This window comes from Vibrio lentus (assembly GCF_030409755.1).
GTDB lineage: Bacteria > Pseudomonadota > Gammaproteobacteria > Enterobacterales > Vibrionaceae > Vibrio > Vibrio lentus.
On the sequence record NZ_JAUFQE010000002.1, the window covers coordinates 2,920,647 to 2,939,435 of the forward strand.

Annotated in this window: 15 protein-coding genes; 6 read left to right on the forward strand and 9 right to left on the reverse strand. The window is 44.8% G+C overall.

Translation table 11 applies throughout. The features are described from left to right. Positions 1-597 carry a tRNA-uridine aminocarboxypropyltransferase gene (locus QWZ07_RS21665; protein ID WP_192853976.1) on the forward strand — a complete coding sequence of 199 codons (597 nt, stop codon included), beginning with the start codon at positions 1-3 and terminating at the stop codon, positions 595-597. Between the two features lie 164 nt (positions 598-761). Here the strand turns inward: QWZ07_RS21665 and QWZ07_RS21670 are convergent, their stop codons facing one another. The 8 genes from QWZ07_RS21670 to lptM form a co-directional block, all read right to left on the reverse strand. Then, the gene (locus tag QWZ07_RS21670) at positions 762-3,248 is read right to left on the reverse strand and encodes a bifunctional diguanylate cyclase/phosphodiesterase (RefSeq protein WP_192853977.1); all 2,487 of its coding nucleotides are present in this window, start codon (positions 3,246-3,248) and stop codon (positions 762-764) included. Between the two features lie 192 nt (positions 3,249-3,440). Beyond that, positions 3,441-5,939, reverse strand: a complete 2,499-nt coding sequence (locus QWZ07_RS21675; RefSeq protein WP_192853978.1) for a bifunctional diguanylate cyclase/phosphodiesterase — start codon at positions 5,937-5,939, stop codon at positions 3,441-3,443. 168 nt (positions 5,940-6,107) lie between these two features. Continuing rightward, the gene (gene yigB, locus QWZ07_RS21680; RefSeq protein ID WP_017104746.1) at positions 6,108-6,824 is read right to left on the reverse strand and encodes a 5-amino-6-(5-phospho-D-ribitylamino)uracil phosphatase YigB; all 717 of its coding nucleotides are present in this window, start codon (positions 6,822-6,824) and stop codon (positions 6,108-6,110) included. A 15-nt stretch (positions 6,825-6,839) separates the two neighbouring features. After that, positions 6,840-7,772: a tyrosine recombinase XerC gene (xerC, locus tag QWZ07_RS21685; protein WP_017111712.1), complete on the reverse strand. Its 933-nt coding sequence runs from the start codon at positions 7,770-7,772 to the stop codon at positions 6,840-6,842. Then, on the reverse strand, positions 7,741-8,439 hold the full coding sequence (locus tag QWZ07_RS21690) for a DUF484 family protein (protein WP_192853979.1): 699 nt from the start codon (positions 8,437-8,439) through the stop codon (positions 7,741-7,743). Before QWZ07_RS21690 ends, xerC begins: the two co-directional genes overlap by 32 nt. A gap of 45 nt (positions 8,440-8,484) precedes the next feature. Then, positions 8,485-9,315 carry a diaminopimelate epimerase gene (gene dapF, locus QWZ07_RS21695; protein WP_017104749.1) on the reverse strand — a complete coding sequence of 277 codons (831 nt, stop codon included), beginning with the start codon at positions 9,313-9,315 and terminating at the stop codon, positions 8,485-8,487. An 11-nt stretch (positions 9,316-9,326) separates the two neighbouring features. Then, positions 9,327-10,580: a diaminopimelate decarboxylase gene (gene lysA / locus QWZ07_RS21700; RefSeq protein WP_009848209.1), complete on the reverse strand. Its 1,254-nt coding sequence runs from the start codon at positions 10,578-10,580 to the stop codon at positions 9,327-9,329. 42 nt (positions 10,581-10,622) lie between these two features. Continuing rightward, positions 10,623-10,739 (reverse strand): LPS translocon maturation chaperone LptM, encoded by a 117-nt coding sequence (gene lptM / locus QWZ07_RS26515; RefSeq protein ID WP_407829960.1) that lies wholly within the window; start codon positions 10,737-10,739, stop codon positions 10,623-10,625. 75 nt (positions 10,740-10,814) lie between these two features. On the opposite strand from lptM, the gene cyaY reads away from it, so the two are divergent. After that, positions 10,815-11,129 (forward strand): iron donor protein CyaY, encoded by a 315-nt coding sequence (gene cyaY / locus QWZ07_RS21710; protein ID WP_065104290.1) that lies wholly within the window; start codon positions 10,815-10,817, stop codon positions 11,127-11,129. A gap of 71 nt (positions 11,130-11,200) precedes the next feature. Here the strand turns inward: cyaY and QWZ07_RS21715 are convergent, their stop codons facing one another. Then, positions 11,201-13,729 (reverse strand): class I adenylate cyclase, encoded by a 2,529-nt coding sequence (locus QWZ07_RS21715; protein WP_017104753.1) that lies wholly within the window; start codon positions 13,727-13,729, stop codon positions 11,201-11,203. A 344-nt stretch (positions 13,730-14,073) separates the two neighbouring features. Between QWZ07_RS21715 and hemC the strand changes: the two genes are divergently transcribed. From hemC to QWZ07_RS21735, 4 genes are read left to right on the forward strand one after another with little or no spacing between them, the layout of a single operon-like run. Further along, positions 14,074-15,012 (forward strand): hydroxymethylbilane synthase, encoded by a 939-nt coding sequence (hemC, locus tag QWZ07_RS21720; RefSeq protein ID WP_192853980.1) that lies wholly within the window; start codon positions 14,074-14,076, stop codon positions 15,010-15,012. 2 nt (positions 15,013-15,014) lie between these two features. Then, complete coding sequence (locus QWZ07_RS21725) at positions 15,015-15,743, forward strand: uroporphyrinogen-III synthase (protein WP_192853981.1); 729 nt, start codon at positions 15,015-15,017, stop codon at positions 15,741-15,743. 19 nt (positions 15,744-15,762) lie between these two features. Beyond that, on the forward strand, positions 15,763-16,989 hold the full coding sequence (locus QWZ07_RS21730) for a uroporphyrinogen-III C-methyltransferase (protein ID WP_192853982.1): 1,227 nt from the start codon (positions 15,763-15,765) through the stop codon (positions 16,987-16,989). Next, the gene (locus QWZ07_RS21735) at positions 16,989-18,170 is read left to right on the forward strand and encodes a heme biosynthesis protein HemY (RefSeq protein ID WP_192853983.1); all 1,182 of its coding nucleotides are present in this window, start codon (positions 16,989-16,991) and stop codon (positions 18,168-18,170) included. The genes QWZ07_RS21730 and QWZ07_RS21735 overlap by 1 nt, the downstream gene beginning before the upstream one ends. Positions 18,171-18,789: the final 619 nt, after the last annotated feature.

The following is an 18,789-nucleotide window of genomic DNA, read 5'->3' on the forward strand; positions in this document are numbered from 1 at the left end:
ATGAGTAATCAACAAGCTTGCGGTGGTTGTGGCTTCACTCATCAATGTATTTGTCATCGCATACCAAGTGTTGAAAGCCAAACTGATCTTGTACTGCTCACTCATGAGAATGAACTATCGAGAGACACCAATACCGGAAAGTTACTTGAGCAATCTATTCAGCAATGTCAGTCCTTCGTATGGCAACGAAAGACACCACCAGAAGAGTTGATTGCCTTACTCGAAGACAAAGCATTGCAGCCTTTTTTGCTGTTTCCAAGTGACAACAGTATTGAGTGCCAGCAGGCCGTATCCTCTGTAGCTGGAGATCGTAAGCCGTTATTCATCATCTTGGATGGGACATGGCAGGAAGCGAAGAAAATGCTCAACAAGAGCGCGTGGTTAAACACCCTTCCTCAAATCCATCTCGATATCACGACTGAATCGTCATACACCTTGCGCCGCAATCAAGACAGCGGGCACTTATGTACCTGCGAAGTTGGCGTTGAGTTGCTAAAAACGTTAGGTGAAATCGAACCGGCTAAGTTGATTAACGATTACTACCAACACTACCTAAAGGTCTTTCAAGCAGATAAATGTGGTCATTCACTCAAGTAGATTAAGCCACGTATAAGCTTGCGGTAGATAACGTAAAACTGAAACAAAAAGGGTGAGCCATAAGCTCACCCTTTTTACATCTAACGTTAATCTATTGAACCGATCGGTGTTTCACGTGAAACCGACACTCTGGCTGCTCTTTGAAAGAAATTTAACTCGTTCGATTAGAACAAACGCTGAGGTTGACCAAAGTAGTAACCCTGAAGGTAATCGACCCCCATATCCTCTGCGATTCGACACACCTGTTCATTATGTACGAACTCCGCCACTGTCTTCGCATTGAGTATCTGGCACAAACTAACAAGTTGTTGAGCAATCTTACGCTGTTTCTTGTCTTGGTCGATATTGCGAATCAGGCTGCCATCGAGCTTTATCACCTGTGGCTCAAGCTTCAATATCTCATCAATGTTCGAATAGCCTGAGCCAAAATCATCAACGATGATATTCACGCCCATATCGCGAAAATGGTTACATATCTCAATCAGCCTGCCGTAATCTTGAATCTGTTCGGTTTCCAGTACCTCTAACCCAATGCGCTGCGGGTGACTGATCTTTTTGATGGCTTGCTCAAGGTGAAGGATAGTTTTCTCGTTGTTGAAATCTTGTGGCGCCAAATTAATAGAAAACGAATCGGTCCTTTGACTCATAAAATCAAAGGTACGCGTTATCATCTGGCGACTAAGGCGCGTATAAAGATGCGTTCCCTCGATAATCGGTAAAAACTTACCTGGAGCTATCAGCTGACCATCTTCTTCTATTCGAACCAAGCACTCATAGCTTTCAACTTGATGGCTGTGCGCTGACACTATGGGTTGAGAGCACGCAACAACGTTTTGATTCAACACCGCGCGGCTAACACAAGACAACCAACCTAATTGCTCTTGGCGCTGCTTCTCTAGTTGGATTAATGTTTTAGCGCTCACTAGATGCTTATTCTGACTCACCGCACTGCGACGAGCCTCAATAGCTTTCAGTAACAAGTCATCTATCGATGTGGTTGGAAAATCACGACGACTCGCAATGCCTGCGCAAATTGAAACCGAGAGGTAATCGATATCCGGCAAGCCCATTGGCTCAAAATTCACGTGTTCGGTTTTATCAGCAAACTCAGAAAAGCGCTGATGAATGTGCTCGTGGCTGGCCCAGCTTTCAAAAACTACCGCCCACTCGCCAATACCGATGCTGTAAAGCTGACACCCTTCATCAAAAAACTGCCATAACGCCTTTTGAAAATACTCACTCAAATCACGAAGCAGCTTATCACCCACCCGATAACCGTACTTTTCATTGATCTGTCCAAAAGTTGTGACCTTCAACGCCAACAAGTGACTATCAGCATTCATTTTTGACAGCTTTTCACGCAACACACTTCGATTAGGTAACCCCGTTCGACGATCAATCCGGTAACTGGCAGTCAGTGCCGTGGCTTGCTGCTGGATCTTGCTCGCCATGCTGTTGTTCATGTCATCAACATCGAGCAAGGCATTACGAATCAATGAAAATAAGGGGGATATGTTCGTGGCAGGTTGTGTCTCAAGCGGAACTGCACCTTCAGCTTCGACCTCTCCCTCTCTTAGGGTGAGATACGTTAGGCTGTGATGCAGAATGCGTTGTTGATCATCATCTTGATAAAGCTCGCCCATACAATACACACCATAGGTGTCTGCTAGGTTTTGAAAAGTCTCCACCTCTTGGTTACCATCAATAAAGTCGATACGCGAAGTGCAGTTATAAATAAAGAACTGTTGCGGGGCATGAACACCAATTTGTTGAACGCCAAGTCGTATCTGCTCCAAGGTCAGAGAAGGATGGTCATAACAAAACCGAACTTCATCGCCAATCTGAAACGGACCACTAAACTCGATCTCTCCGTCATCAATGACCTTGAGTGGTAAATGGATGTTTTGTTCTTTTGGATCACCAACCATCAAAGGGAAGTTATGGAGTTGCTCGAAAGGTACTTCGAGGCCGTCCGCAAGGTAGCGATTATAAAGATCACGAACTGGCATGCCATCCAATTCAGCCAAGCGGTTACCTTCAGCACCAGTGACTCGAAAGGTGCGCCCTATCGGGTTCCATTCGGTGTAATAGCCTTTGGTTACTGCTAGCTCAGAGCTGTGTAAGGCCAACATAACGTAGGCATTTTCGTAGCAATGGCCATTCAACATCACCCACCGTCCACAGCCGGTAATGGTCGATGCACCTCCACAAATAGGCAGTGAGTATCTGGATTGTTCAAACGCAGAAAACAAGGCTCGGTTATTTATCTGCAAGCGATCGGCAAAGCAGATAATACTTTGAGTCTGAGCATTACATCCCAACTGTTCCCACATCAATTGACTATCAAGTTGTGGCTGCTCGCTATATTCCACGACACCACAAGAAAATGAGGTACTGTCGAAGCGAGTAACAATAAGGTACAGGCCCTGATGTAAAATGACACCTTGGCTGATGTAATGATTGGCACTGCAACCAATGAGCTTTGCGTTGGGGAAAGTCGATTGAATGACTTGGCAGGCAGCCAAAACCGAACCTTTCTCGAAAGACGAAAACACCTGAATCAGTAGGCTTTCATGTGTATGAAAATCTATCTTTTCCAATTCACGTTGGGTTTGTTCTATGTCTTGTATCAGGAGAGAGGTCGACTGCATATTCACATTAATCGTTGCGTTAATGATTTGTTATTGTGCTTATTATAGATAAGGCTTGCACGGAATACTTACAATCGTCTTGTAAATAATGTGACGCTAGTTAGACATCACTCATTCCACCAAAAAACAGTCATTAATGGTGGCTGAGCGCTTTCAAAGTAAGGGCTTGTGAGATTTTACGAGCTTTAATAACTAAAACAGTCGCTTAGGCTCGCCAAAGTAATAACCTTGTAGGTAATCGACACCCATTTGCTCTGCTATCTCACAAACCTGTTGATTGTGAACAAATTCAGCGACCGTTTGGGCATTAAACACTTGGCACAAACGCACCAATTGAGAAGCGATGTTCCTTTGCTTTTGGTCTTTGTCGATGTTGCGAATCAAGCTGCCATCGAGCTTGATGATCTGCGGCTCGAGTTTGATGATTTCATCAATATTGGAATAACCTGAACCAAAATCATCCACAATGATTCTCGCCCCGAGTGCACGGAAGTGATCACACACCTCAATCATTCGACCGTAATCTTTGATCTGCTCAGACTCGAGAACTTCTAAGCCAAGCCGAGTGGGATCGTTGATACCACTAATGGCTGTCTCGAGAATCTCAAGTGTCTTATCGCTCAACAAATCTTGAGGAGAAAGGTTGATCGAGAATGGGCTCTGCTTATCCGCCATATAACCAATGGTGCTCTTAATCATATGTCGGCTTAGACGAGTATAAAGATGCGTGTCAGCAATCATAGGTAAGAACTTACCCGGTGGCACAATCGTCCCGTCTGCTTCCATGATTCTAACCAAACACTCTTGGCCGATCATTTCGTGAGTACCCGCCGCAACAATAGGCTGTGAGTAAGTGATGATATTCTGATCTAAGATTGCTCGGCTTACACAACTTAACCAACCGAGCTGTTCCTTGCGATCTTCCTCGCTCACCTGAATGTCTTTAGCGTTAGTAATATGGGTGTTATTACGCACTCCATAACGTCGAGCTTCAATCGCTTTCAATAAGATCTCATCACCGCTGTCAGTTAAGAAATCACAACGGCTGGCAAAGCCACCACACAGCGAAACCGACAGGTAATCAATGTCGGTTAATCCATACGGCTCAAAATTAATGTGTTCAATGTCATCAGCAAACTCAATGAAGCGTTGCTCTATCTTCCCGCTATCGATACTCGCGTTAAAGATGATCGCCCACTCACCAACACCAATACTGAACAGTTCGACCTGAACCTTAGATTCCTTCACCACACGAAGATGTAATCGTTCTACAAAATGATTCGAAAGGTCGAGTAACAGCTGATCACCCACTTGATAACCATACTTCTCGTTAACCTGATGAAAATTAGTCAACTTTAAAGTCAGAAGGTGTTCACTGAACAAAATCGAATTAAGGCGCTCTTTTAATACAATCCGATTAGGCAGCCCAGTACGCGAATCGATTCGGTAGCTTTCGGTTAGACGATGCGCCTGCTGATGAAGTTTTTTCTCCATCTGAGTATTGATGCTGTCTAAGTCTGCAACCGCATTTCTCACTAAATTGAGCAGCGGTGATACCGTAGAATCACAATGAAAATCATCACAACGAAATTCGTCTATCTCATCCGACTCTCTCATCGCAATATAGGTGAGGCTGTGATGAAGTATGTCTTGGCGATCCTCATTACGGTAGAGCTCACCCATACAGTAAGCACCGCTGGCCTTCACAATGCCTTCAAACGGCTTTAGTTCAAGCTTACTGTCGATGAATTCAAGTCGAGAGACACAGTTATAAATGATCACCGATTCAGGCTGATGCATCGCAAGCACCTCGGCACCATGACGCACTTTTTCAGCGGTCAAAGACGGGTGGTTATAACAGAACTGTGCTTCCTCTCCGACATGCCAAGGGCTATCAAATTCAATACTGCCATCGTCATTGATACGGAGAGGCGTTGAGATGCCCTTCTTTCTTCCGAGTTCACGATAGAGCGGGAAACTCATCAATTGACTGAATGGGAGGTCTTTGCCGTCAGCAAGGTAATGTTTGAACACGTCAATCGCTGGCTTGTCATTCAATGCATATAAGCGGTTGCCCTCGGCTTGAGTGACTCTTAACTTCATTCCGATAGGATTCCACTCAGAATACGCATCCGACCAAACCTTCAACCTTGGGTTGGTCAAAGCGACCGCAACACAGGCGTGTTGATAGGTCTCTTCGTTATGCATAACCCAACGGCCAAAGTCATTCTCATGACAGAGTCCACCAGCCACCGGCAAGGCATAAGGCAGGTTTTCAAAAGCGCCATAAATGGGATAATCGCGCCCTTCTACCTGATCACACAGGCTAATCACCGTTTTAGTGTCTTTGGAAAGAGATAATTGAGCCACCAGAGCTTGGCTATCGTGGTTAGGATTGCCAGTAAAAATCTGCACAGCAGAGGTTAAATGTGTTTCATCAAACTCGCTGATAATCACTAAGGTACAAGCGCTTTCAAGGCAGTTATCACAAATAACATGACGCGCACTTTGACCTATCAGTATGGAATGATTTAGGTGCTTGAGAGCAACACTCGCGATGCGTCGAGCAACGTCTTGAGATTGGGCTGAGAAAAGTTGAATTAGGTATTGCTTGCGGTCACACCATTCTCGCTGTTCAAATTGAGATTTAAATAACTCCTCAGTATTTGCGAGAAATGTAAATGTTTGCATGCCAACCCTTGTTCAAAATCGAGTGAAGTGAGAACCCGCAACCACTGCTATGATAGAAATGAATCGATAAAAAGTAGTCGCCAATTATCCTAGCCTAAACAGGCATTTAATTACGACTAATGTAACAATTCAATATCATAAATGCGACACAATAGCTTACCGTAGCCATTAAATTAGTCGCATAAGATCGCTAAGTTGCTCTATTTCAACATCAGGGAGCACACTCGCCTTCGAGGAGAGGTATAAATTGGAACCAGTGTCATTAAACCAGCATGCCTGGAAGCCATTTTTCTTAGCTCCGTAAACATCCGTTCTCAGATGATCACCAACGTGAAGAATGTTGTTCGCATCAAAACCTAAGTATTGCTGCGCTTTTTCAAACATATCCGGGTAGGGTTTTGCTCTGCCATCAGGGCCGGCTTTGAGGATTAACTGAAAGTATTGCCCTAAGCCAATTTTATGCGGATCGACATTACCATTGGTAATCGCCACCAAAGGAATACGCTGACTAAGCTCAGCCATCACGCGATGCGTCTCTTGAGGAACATCCACCTGATTACGCAGCCACAAGGCGTGTTCTATGCCTTCACGAGCCGCTTGTTCTGCTTGCTGCTGTGAGTAACCCAGTTGCAGCAAACCACGCTTAATCTGTGTTTCACGCCACACGGTGACATCATGTTTTAACGCTGGATTTTCAGAGGCGACTTGCTGTTTGATGCCTTGCCACTCTTCCAACGAGAGAGACGCCGACACTGGGTGCTTTTGATAAAGCCACTGCGCCATCTCTTTCTCAACCTTCATGATCACAGGCCAGTTGTCGTACAGGGTGTCGTCCAAATCAAAGGTCATGGCTTTGATGGGCTTTAACCCTCGATAAATTCGCATAGTTAAACCTTTAATCTAATCTTTATTCTTCTTACGAGCTCTTGGATGAGCTTGGTCATAAGCTTGTGCTAAATGTTGGAAATCTAAGTGGGTATACACTTGGGTTGTCGAGATATTTTCATGTCCGAGTAACTCTTGGACCGCACGAAGGTTTTGGCTTGATTCAAGCACATGCGTTGCAAATGAGTGACGCAGTTTGTGTGGGCTAATATGACTGGCGACAGCCTGCTTCTTTCCCCACTCCTCCATACGCTTCTGAACACTGCGATGAGAAATACGTGTCCCAAGTTTAGAGACAAACAGTGCAGGCTCACCCGGCGAAGCGAGTTCACCACGTACTTTTAACCATTTATCGACCCACTCTTTCGCTAAACCGGAAAACGGTGCTTTGCGTTCTTTATCACCCTTACCAATCACTCGAATTTCGCCTTGTCGAGCCAACACATCTCTCAGGTTGATACCGACCAGTTCGGCCAATCGTAATCCCGCACCATACATCACTTCCATCATCGCTCGGTCACGAATCGATAACGGATCATCCTCATTCACATCAAGCAGTTGACCCACTTCATCGACATCGAGGTTTTTAGGCAAAGGACGTTGCTTGCGAGGTGCAGAAACACCTTTGGCTGGGTTGGCGGTCATCTCGCCACGCAATACAAGGAAATCAAAGAAGCTGCGCAATGAAGATAAACGAGTCGCGATGCTGCTCGCTTTCATTCCCTCACGCATGCCTTTACTGGCAAGTTGCCTTACCCAAGCAGCATCGACTTGAGCCCAATCTTTCAGTCCTAGAGTGACTAAATGAGCGGCCATGGTTTCGAGCTGTTGTCGGTAATTGCGCTGGGTGTGTAGGCTGAGTCCCTTCTCGCTTCTGAGATATTCATAGAAGCGAGAAAGTGGCTTTTGAAGGCTGTTAGGAAGAGGTATTTTGGGCTCTAGGCTCATTATTTATCTGCCAAGGTAAAGTGTCCGCCAAATGAGCAACAACAAGCGCTAAATGGCGTAAAAAGAGCGTATCCATATGGGGTTGGAAATGGCCGCCATCTTCGCTAGAAAAGGCGAGCAAGCCCAATGGAGACTGCTTAGCAAGCGGAAGTACTACATAAGAGCCTAGCTCTGGAACTGGAAAATCACCAAACAAATCTTGTCTGTCTGCTTTTCTCAAGCGTCCTAAATAAGCATCTTTACCGTTGAAATGGTTCAATGAAAACTTCGAATAACGCTCTCCGTTAAGCTGATAAAAGCCCAACTGAGACAGTACGCGAATATGAGCTTTCAAACCTAATTCAATCGCCTTTTGTTCAACTGCTTTAATAACTTGCATGAAATCACTGCATTTCAATACCTGAGCTTGCAGATCCATAAACTCATAAAAAGTTTTGTCGTTATTCGCAGCCAGTGACATCAAGCCAGTGATCTCTTCTTCTAACTCTTCGATTCTCTGGCGTTGACGCTTAAGCTGAACCTCAACCAAAGAAACCGCGCCCTGCTCAACATCGTTAACAGCAAGGCGATCAACCAGATTTCTTCTGTCTTGAAAAAAATCTGGGTTATCACGTAAATATTCCGCGACCACTTCAGCGGTGAGTGCGTCGGCTTCAACGTAAGACAAAACCTATCCTTTATTTTTTATGAATCTATTTGTTATCAGTCATTCTTAGCAAGAAAGTTGACCATCAAACACATGCGTTGCTGGGCCAGTCATAAACAGAGGTTTACCCGGACCTTGCCAGCTAATGTGTAAGTCACCGCCAGGTAGACGAACTTTCACATTCTCAGCCAGTAAGCCTTGAGTAATACCAACCGCAACTGCGCCACATGCGCCGCTACCACATGCCTGAGTTTCACCCGCGCCGCGCTCGTAAACACGTAAACGAACCTCTTCACGATTAACAACCTGCATAAAGCCAGCGTTAACACGCTCAGGGAAGCGCTCATGTGATTCAAGAAGCGGACCTAAGGTCTCCACATCAGCAGTGTCGACGTCATCAACAACGGTAACCACATGCGGGTTACCCATGCTTACGGCACCGCAGAACAAGGTGTGTACATCCGTTCTCAGGATATACGTCTTCTCTGGCTGCTTTGCCTTGAATGGAATCTTGCCTGGTTCGAACTCAGGAATGCCCATGTTCACCGTGATCTGGTCATTGTCTTCAATCTTGAGAACCATTTTTCCTTTCTTGGTGCTCACGTTGATGCTGTACTTATTCGTTAAGCCTTTCATGCGAACGAATCGTGCAAAACAACGAGCGCCATTACCACACTGTTCCACTTCACTGCCATCCGCATTGAATATGCGGTAATGGAAGTCAGTTTCTGGATCATAGGGAGCCTCAACCACAAGTAGCTGATCAAAACCCACGCCAGTGTGACGATCCGCCAAACGACGGATCAAATCTGGAGAAAAGAAAATATTTTGAGTAATGCAGTCCACGACCATGAAATCATTGCCCAAACCATGCATTTTAGAAAAGTGGAAGTGCATAACGCTTAAAATTACTCCGGAAGAATGTTTTCAAGTTCCCACAGACTCGTAAGCTCTTCACGCTGACGAACCAAATGAGTTTTATCGCCATCAACCATCACTTCAGCCGCACGCGAACGAGTGTTGTAGTTAGATGACATAGCGAAGCCATAAGCACCAGCAGAACGAACGGCCAGTAGATCGCCTTCTTCAAGAACAAGGTCACGATCCTTACCTAGGAAGTCACCGGTCTCACAGATAGGACCAACCAAGTCATAAGTCACAGCTTCACCCTGACGCGGGCTCACTGGCACAATATCTTGCCAAGCTTGGTAAAGCGCCGGGCGCATCAGATCGTTCATTGCTGCATCTATGATGGCAAAGTTCTTATGCTCAGTAGGCTTCAGGAACTCGACTTTCGTTAATAATACACCAGCGTTAGCAGCAATCGCTCTTCCAGGCTCGAAAATCAGCTCTAGATCAGAATGATTGTCTAGACGAGCCAACAAAGCTTTCGCGTAGTCTGAAGGTTGTGGTGGTAATTCATCGCGGTAAACCACGCCTAAACCGCCACCGACATCAAGATGTTTGATGTTGATGTCATTGGCGCGTAGTTGGTCGATCAGTGCAAGCAGGCGATCAGTGGCATCGATGAAAGGTTCGATATCCGTTAACTGAGAACCGATGTGGCAATCAATACCATGGATAGACAAGTTATCGAGTGTTTTTGCAAACGCATAAACAGCAGGGGCACGGTCGAAGGCAATGCCGAACTTGTTATCACGCAGACCCGTAGAAATGTAAGGGTGAGTGTTCGCATCAACATCTGGGTTAATACGCAGTGAAATCGGCGCCTTAACACCAAGCTCACCAGCCACTTTATTCAGTCGCTCTAGTTCTGGTTCAGACTCTACGTTGAAACATTTAATGTTCAACTCAAGCGCACGCTTCATTTCAGCGGCTGTTTTGCCGACACCAGAGAACACAACTTTCGCCGGATCGCCACCGGCAGCAACCACACGCTCTAGCTCACCGCCAGAAACGATGTCGAAGCCAGAGCCCAAACGAGCCAAAGTATTCAACACGCCAAGGTTCGAGTTAGCTTTAACGGCATAACACACTAAGTGTGGGTGCTCGCCAACCGACGAATCAAACGCATTCCAATGGCGTTCTAATGTTGCACGAGAATATACATACAGCGGTGTACCATATTGCTCTGCTAGTTGTGAAAGTGCGACGTCCTCAGCCCAAAGCTGGCCATCTTCCTGATAGTTGAAGTAATCCAAAGTTCTTATCCCTTATAAATAACGATTTCTGCGTGTTTTCACTTATTGTGATTGTTCAGTCTGCTGAACTTCATCAGGATCGTACAAAGGACCCGTTTGACCACAACCAGAAAGTCCAATAACGGACACCATAAACAGAGCGGTAATTAATTTTTTCATTTTGCATATCGTGATTATTAACTCAATGCCCCCTATAATCGCACCACACTCAGGAAAAGCAATAGGATAGAAAGGATGAACGAGACTGAATTTCATCAACTGGTCGATATACAGATGCAAAACATCGAAGAAGCTATCGATGAATCAGAGGCAGATATTGATTACGAAGTGACTGGTAACGTAATGACGCTGGAGTTTGAGAACCGCAGCCAGATCATTATCAACCGCCAAGAACCAATGAAAGAAATCTGGTTAGCGTCGAAATCTGGTGGTTTTCACTTCAAGCTAATCGACGACAAGTGGACATGTTCTAAGACAGGCATGGAATTGTTTGAGATGGTTAAAGAAGAATGCTCGAAGCACGCAGATGAAGCGATCGATTGGGTCTAATCTTTTGTAAGCAAAACTAAAAAGGAGTGAATCAATCACTCCTTTTTTAATATCAATCAGTCTTAGTAAGACTAGATGTTGACTATTTTTGAGCTCCGAGAAGCTAAAGTCGCATCGTTACGATAAGGTACAACGTAAGAGTTGCCCTCTTCTGGATGAACAATTTGGTAGTACTGAGGCAGATTAAAGTTAATCAACTTAGACGACATCTTCGACTCATCTTTTACCGACGTGTAGAAAGAATTCACACTCGCGATCATCTCATCTTTTTCACCGCTGTACTGGTGATACACCTCAACTTGATTCGACTCGTCCAATACATAGATATTGAAGCCTTTGTCAGTATCTTCGAAGAAAAATTGAATTAACCCTTCACTCGCAAAGCCATCAACTACATCTGGCAACTGATACTCTTGCTCTTTATCAAGCATCAGTAGAGGTGAGCCCTTAAGCTTGTTGGTTGAGATACTACGGTAGAAATCGACCGAGTTTTCCAACATCTGTACCGAAACACCACGTCGTTCAAAGAACAGACCAAACATCTTATTGGCTAAACGAATAGCTTTAAAGCGGCGACGTTTCTCTGGTTCAATCGGTTTCAATCGTAAGTCGATACACTCGGCAAGCAGTTGGTACACCATGTTACGCATAACACCGCGTAGGTTTTTGCTGTAACAGAACACATCGACCGACTCAGGCGGTAAGGCATCTTGGTGCATTTTACCCAGTACCGTCTTAAGCGCGTCCAGCATCGCGGTATCACCTTGGAAATGAAGCGTACGTACTTCATGCCAAGAGTTACGATAAACCAGATCGACACTGCCGACTAAACTCTTACCTTCTTCACCAAAACTGAAGATATCGGCGTTCTTAAGATCAACCTTCAATGCACGGCCACTTAATTCAGAAGTCGGGTCATTTTCAAAGTTGATGAACATCGCCAGTTGGCTAATTTCACATGGGCTCGCCAATGCTTGCATGCTTGGGCGGCGCTTACGCAACGAGAAAGTATTACGAAGGTCACTCACCATTTGATAGAACTTATCGATATCAATATGAGCATCGCGAACCACAGAGTGCAAACGCGTCGATTCAGTAATCAAACCATTAAAGAATGACCAAGCCACCAATTTACTCAAGTACTCATGGTGCTCAAGAGATGGTTGACCAAGAATACGGTGAGCAATTAATGGTTGTTTATATAGATACCAACCTGGCTTATTTGCCTGACCTTGACGAACTTCGATGAAGCTCAAGTCCGGTTCATGCAGATCCGGAGAGATTTGAGGATTCAATAAGGTCACTTTACCCGGCAAGACCTCAAATGCAGCATAAAGCTTACGAGCCAAAATGCTGATATCTTGTGGACTGATAGCTGAAGTGATGTCATTGCGACGTGCAAACTGAATCAGATTACGGTAGCTCAGCATCAAAGCATCAAGCAATGCATGGTGCACCACTTTAACCTGCTCAACCTTCCAATTACGGCGGTTGTCGAGCTCGGCAATGGTTTCTTGTCCCCAGTTCCAAGATTTAGTCATCTCGGTTAAGGCTTCACGACGCCATGCCACAGAACCAATGCCCGCTTCACGCGACAACTTCTCATGAGTCTTAAGGTAGAAACAACGTCTCACCAGATCCAAACGAGTGTGGTCGTTAATACGTTCTAGATAGCGCGTTACCTTCTCTAGCATCAGATAGTAGCTATCCATACCATACAGATCAGGTTCATCCGCAAAGAAGCGACGTTTAGTATCAATGCTCAGCAGTTGGGTATTTGGGTATTCCCATGAATACGCTTCTAACAGGATCGCCTTCAACACCGATTTATACGGTGAGTCGATACTCTTATAAAGTTGCCATAGGTTTGAACCAAAGTATTCTTCAGCAGGAATGCGATTCAGCTTGCCGAAATCGATCCACTGCGAACAATCAAGATAACCATCCTGACATAAGCCTTGAACGTATTGGTCATAACACTCTTCCATCTCAGGAGGAATGATTTGCCATAGCAAACGTTGGCCAGCCAAGCGAACCGCTGAGCGATAAAACTCATCAAGCAACAACAAGTGCTGTGAAGAACCGCAGTTATCACCGGTCATCTCTTCAGAATGATTCGAGCGAAAACGCTGTTCATCCATCAAGAAGAAATTTGCCTCAACCCCTAAGGTTTCCGCCCAATCAGTAATAAGCAGACATTTGTTGGTCAGGCTATCGCGCGATGCGCCATCCATATCTGGAGAAACACATACCCAGATATCAAGATCACTTGAGGTGCTTTGGCCAATAGAAGAGGTGCTACCCATGGTGTACAAGCCAAGGATTGCCGGTTCAGCAGCCTCAGTGAGTTTTCCACCAAGCGTTAATTCGGTATCAGACACAAATTGCTTTTGGAATTCATTAAGCGTGAAGCTACGAATTCCAAAAGGAACTTGTTGGTCATAGTAACCGGGCATCATTGGATGATTGAAATGAAGTAGTGCGGGGATAAGGTTGAAAACTCGCTGACCTTGGACATTCATCAACGCCAACGCACGATCAATGCGCTGCTGATTTAGATTGTCTAACCGTTGAATCAAAGTCTGAGTGTAAGCCTGCAAGGTAAGTCCTTGGTTTGAGATTAAATGCACTTCTGTTTAGTTACTGAACGAAAGCAGCAACAAAACGTGATCAATTTAACACTTTTACCCTTATTGGTAAAGTAAAGGAAGCTGTCATACTGGCCAATCCCTTGATGACAGAAAGTTAAACTCACGGCGCCGTAGTGTCCTCTTTATTGACTATTTCTAATAATAGCCCATGTTTCAAATGAGATACTAATCACACTATTTTGGTGAACTCATGAAAATCTCTCAGCTATCAAAGCATGGAATGATCAAACAGTAAGAATTTTCTCCTCACAATGTTAGGATTAGGCTATTACAGAACCTATATCGGAAACACCATGACAAATTCAACACCAATCCGTATCGCTACCAGAAAAAGCCCTCTTGCCCTTTGGCAGGCATACTTTGTAAGGGATGCACTTCAAGCTGCTCACCCTGGTTTAGAGGTTGAGTTGGTAACTATGGTGACCAAAGGTGACATCATCCTTGATACTCCGCTTGCTAAAGTGGGTGGTAAAGGGCTGTTCGTTAAAGAACTCGAAGTGGCAATGCTAGAAGGTCGTGCTGACCTCGCAGTTCACTCAATGAAAGATGTGCCAGTCGACTTTCCTGAAGGTCTAGGCCTGGTAACTATTTGTGAGCGCGAAGATCCTCGTGATGCATTCGTATCAAACACTTACAACAACATCGATGAGCTACCACAAGGTGCTGTCGTGGGTACATGTAGCCTACGTCGCCAATGTCAGTTACTAGAATACCGCCCTGATTTAATCATCAAAGAACTACGCGGCAATGTAGGTACTCGTTTAGGTAAGCTCGATGACGGTCAATACGATGCGATCGTACTGGCAGCTGCTGGTCTTAAGCGTTTGGAACTAGAAGAACGGATCCGCAGCTTTATCGAACCAGAACAATCTCTACCAGCTGTAGGCCAAGGCGCTGTTGGTATTGAATGTCGTCTTGATGATGAACGCTTAATCAAACTTCTTGAGCCACTGAACCACAAAGACACAGCCGATCGCGTGCTATGCGAACGTGCAATGAACCTAACTCTGGAAGGTGGTTGTCAGGTGCCTATTGGTAGCTACTCACTATTAGACGGCGACAACATCTGGCTGCGTGCACTTGTCGGTGAACCAGACGGTTCTAAAATGGTTCGCGGCGAGATCTCTGGCTCTCGTAAAGATGCTGAAGCGCTTGGCGTTACTCTAGCGAATCAACTGTTGGATGACGGTGCGAGAGAAATCTTAACCAAGCTATACGCAGACCAAGAATAACTATGACAGTGTTGGTGACTCGTCCCGGTTCAGAGGGACAATCGCTTTGCCAACAACTAGCGGATGAAGGGATTCAAGCAATCCATCATCCGCTTATTCGTATCGTTGATAATCCAGACTCAGTGGATCTAAGCACCCAGCTTAATAACAGCGATATTATTATTGCAGTCAGTCACCATGCCGTGACCGCTGCCCAAAGCATCCTTTCGAAAACTTCATCTATTTGGCCTACTTCGCCGCTTTATCTTGGCGTTGGTCAAAAAACTGCGCACGTTTTGAGCAAAGTCTGTAAACAAAAAGTAAACTATCCCCAAGTTAGTGATAGTGAACATCTTCTTAAACTTACTGAACTTAATGGCGTAGATAATAAATCCATTTTGATACTGCGTGGCAATGGTGGGCGTGAGCTCATTCGAGATTCTTTACTCACTCGAGGTGCACAAGTCTCTTATTGTGAGACCTATCGTAGAGAATATATTCCCATTAGCGACCACAATACCTATCAAACATGGATAAACAAAAACACGTCCAAAGTTGTCATCACTAGTCAGGAGCAATTGGAGTATCTCTGCTCAATTACCCCTGATGAGTATTTGGCTTGGCTTTCAACAAGACAACTATTTGTCCCAAGCCAGCGCATAGCAGATCGAGCACAACAACTCGGATTCTCTAGCGTGACCAATACTCAAAGTGCTACGAACCAAATATTACTGGCTGCTCTCCAGCCTTAGCTAGAAACAGGAAATAAGCATGACAAGCAAAAAAAATAATGAGCATATTGAACCTGAACAGAAACAAGACACTCAGCCAGTAGTTGTTGAAAACGAAAAAGCTGAATCTACAGAGACAAAACAACCTGAACAAAAACTTGATGCCTCTGCGTCAAATATCGCTCAAAATGAACAGCCTCAAGCCGAACATAAAGAGCAAATAGAAAAAGCGGAAAAGCAAGGTAAGCGCGGTGTCAAACTAGGCGCTATTGCGATCGCTATTTCTATTATTTTCAGTGGCGGCATCGCGTTTCAAATGCAGCAAAAGAGCGCTGAGTACTCAGCTCAGATCGCAGCTCTTCAAGCACAACTGCAAAATACTCAATCTGCAGTAAATAAAGACTTACAAACCATCAAGCAAGAGACCATCCAAGAAGCATCACATGCGGTGGAGAAGACTCAAGTCGTGCAATCTCAGCAACAGAAGAGCATTCAAAGCCTACAGCTAGCAGTTGCTGACGTTAAAGGTCGCCGTCCAAATGACTGGTTGCTTGCTGAAGCTGATTACCTTGTGAAACTTGCTGGTCGTAAACTGTTCCTAGAGCATGATGCCGTTAGTGCCACCAAACTAATGGAAAGCGCCGATCAACGTATCGCCGCACTGAATGACCCAAGCTTGGTCTCTCTTCGTCAATCAATGACCAATGATATTACTAAGCTTCGCACTATCCCTCTGATCGACCGTGATGGCTTAGTTCTTCGTATCACAAGCCTACAAAAACAAGTCGATACTCTACCGCTTGCCAATGCGATTCTTCCAGAAGCTGCGGTTGTTGAGAAAAAAGCCGTATCGCAAGACATCAATGATTGGCAGAACAACCTGATGACGTCGATGAAAGATTTCTCAGAAAACTTCATCACCTTTCGCAGTCGTGATGGAGAAGTCATTCCTCTACTATCACCAGAGCAGCACTTCTACCTACGTGAAAATATCAAAGGCAAACTAGAGACAGCCATTCGCGCAGTCTACAAAGAGCAAGGCGATATCTACAGTGCAGCACTGCAAACAGCTAACGAGTGGTCGAAGTCATACCTAAACCAAGATAACAACTCAGTGATTGAGTTTGAGAAGGCAATTAAGCAGCTGAGCGAGCAGAATATTTCTGTGAAATACCCTGTGAAACTTGAGTCTCAAAATGAGTTATCAGACGTGATACGTGAACGCCTACGTCGTGAAGTCACCGTTATGACCACGGAGGAAAAATAATGATTCGTTGGATTTTTCTTTTTCTCGTTCTAGGTGCTGGGTTAATTGTTGGTACTCAGTTCTCTGGTCAACAAGGCTACGTTCTGATCTCAATTGCGAATAAGACCATTGAGATGAGCGTGACAACACTGGTTATCTTTGTCATTGCTCTTCTAGCGGCTCTATTCGGCTTAGAGTTCCTATTTAAAAAGCTTATGTACGCAAGCTCGACAACTTGGAACTGGTTCAGTGTTCGTAAACTAAAGCGCTCTCGTCGTTATACCAATGAAGGCATCATCAAACTTCTTGAAGGTGACTGGAAAAGCGCAGAGAAGAAAGTAACTCGTTGGGCTAACCACCACGACATGCCGCTACTTTGTTATTTAGTCGCTTCTCAAGCTGCTCACGAACAAGGCAATACAAGTGAGCGTGATAAGTACATCGAGCTTGCTAGCCAACAAGAGGACTCTCTATTGGCCGTTGAGCTAACGAAAGCAAAACAACAGATCAGTGAGTCGAACTACGAAGCCGCATTCGATACACTTTCAACATTGAAAGGCTCGTACCCGAATAACACCGCTGTACTTGGCCTGCTAAAAGCCACTTACGTGCAGCTTAAACTTTGGCAGCCATTGTTAGAGCTAACGCCTAAGCTGGCTAAGAACAAGCTTCTTACACCTGATGAACAAGTTGAGCTGGAACAGAAAGCACAATGTGGTTTGCTTCACGATGTGGCACAGCAGCAAGGTAGCGAAGGTTTAATCAGCCATTGGAACAAGCTTTCAAGAAAGCAGAAACAAAGCTCTCACCTTGTTTCCTGTTTTGTGAAGCAACTGATCGCTCGTAAAGCTGATTCAGAAGCCTTCACAGTGATTAAAGAAAACATTGCGAAGAGTGGTTCAAATGAGCTCTACATGTTGCTTCCTGAGCTAAATCTTGCCGATCACCACCCAGTAGTTGTGATGCTAGAGCGTGCTATCAATAAAGATGGTAGTAATGCCGAAGCACACAGCGCATTGGCTCAGTTCTATCTAAGAGAACAGAAGTGGGCAGAAGCGCAAAGTCACTTTGAAAAAGCACTAGCACTTCGCTCAAACGTATCAGATTACGGATACCTATCTGATGCACTAGAGAAGCAGAACCTAACGAAAGCAGCTCACGAAGTTTCTCGTAAGGCACTCGCTCTCGTTCAACCAGCGTAATTCAAAACGACTCAAACTAAGCCGATGTCTAGCATCGGCTTTTTTGTATCTGTTACTTGCCCCTAGATAACTTCTACAACACCTATAAACCAAACTCATCGAACCCTGCCCGTCCAACGCCACGCCACCAAACCAACTAACCATTAAATTACGCAATGAAGCCCCTCAAACACACGGAGAACTACTTTAATTGTGTCTGTATGTAGTTTTACGATTTTTATAAACAAGCTCTAAGAAGACGCTCGAGAGGAGTCATAAAGAAAAGTGACGCCTCTAAGCTGAAGAGTAAAAGGAGCTTACTTTGAGAGGAGACATTTAAAGATATTCACCAACAGACCGAAAGCCGCGTTATATCACACTGAATTAGCAATTAAATGGCCATCAATATTCCAACTATAAAACGCTAAAGCCGGGGCTTCACGTAACTGCTTAATAGGTTCATCTATTAAGCAATAGAGATATAGCAAGAGTTGCCGAACCAGCAAAACCTTGTGACTAAAGACGAGACATCTTTATCAACCAGTTCAAATTAATAGGAAGTAAACCTCACTAAGACATTCTCTAAAGGTTAATCATTGAATCGATAGCCTACAAATATCAACTAACGTAATCAAGCGCT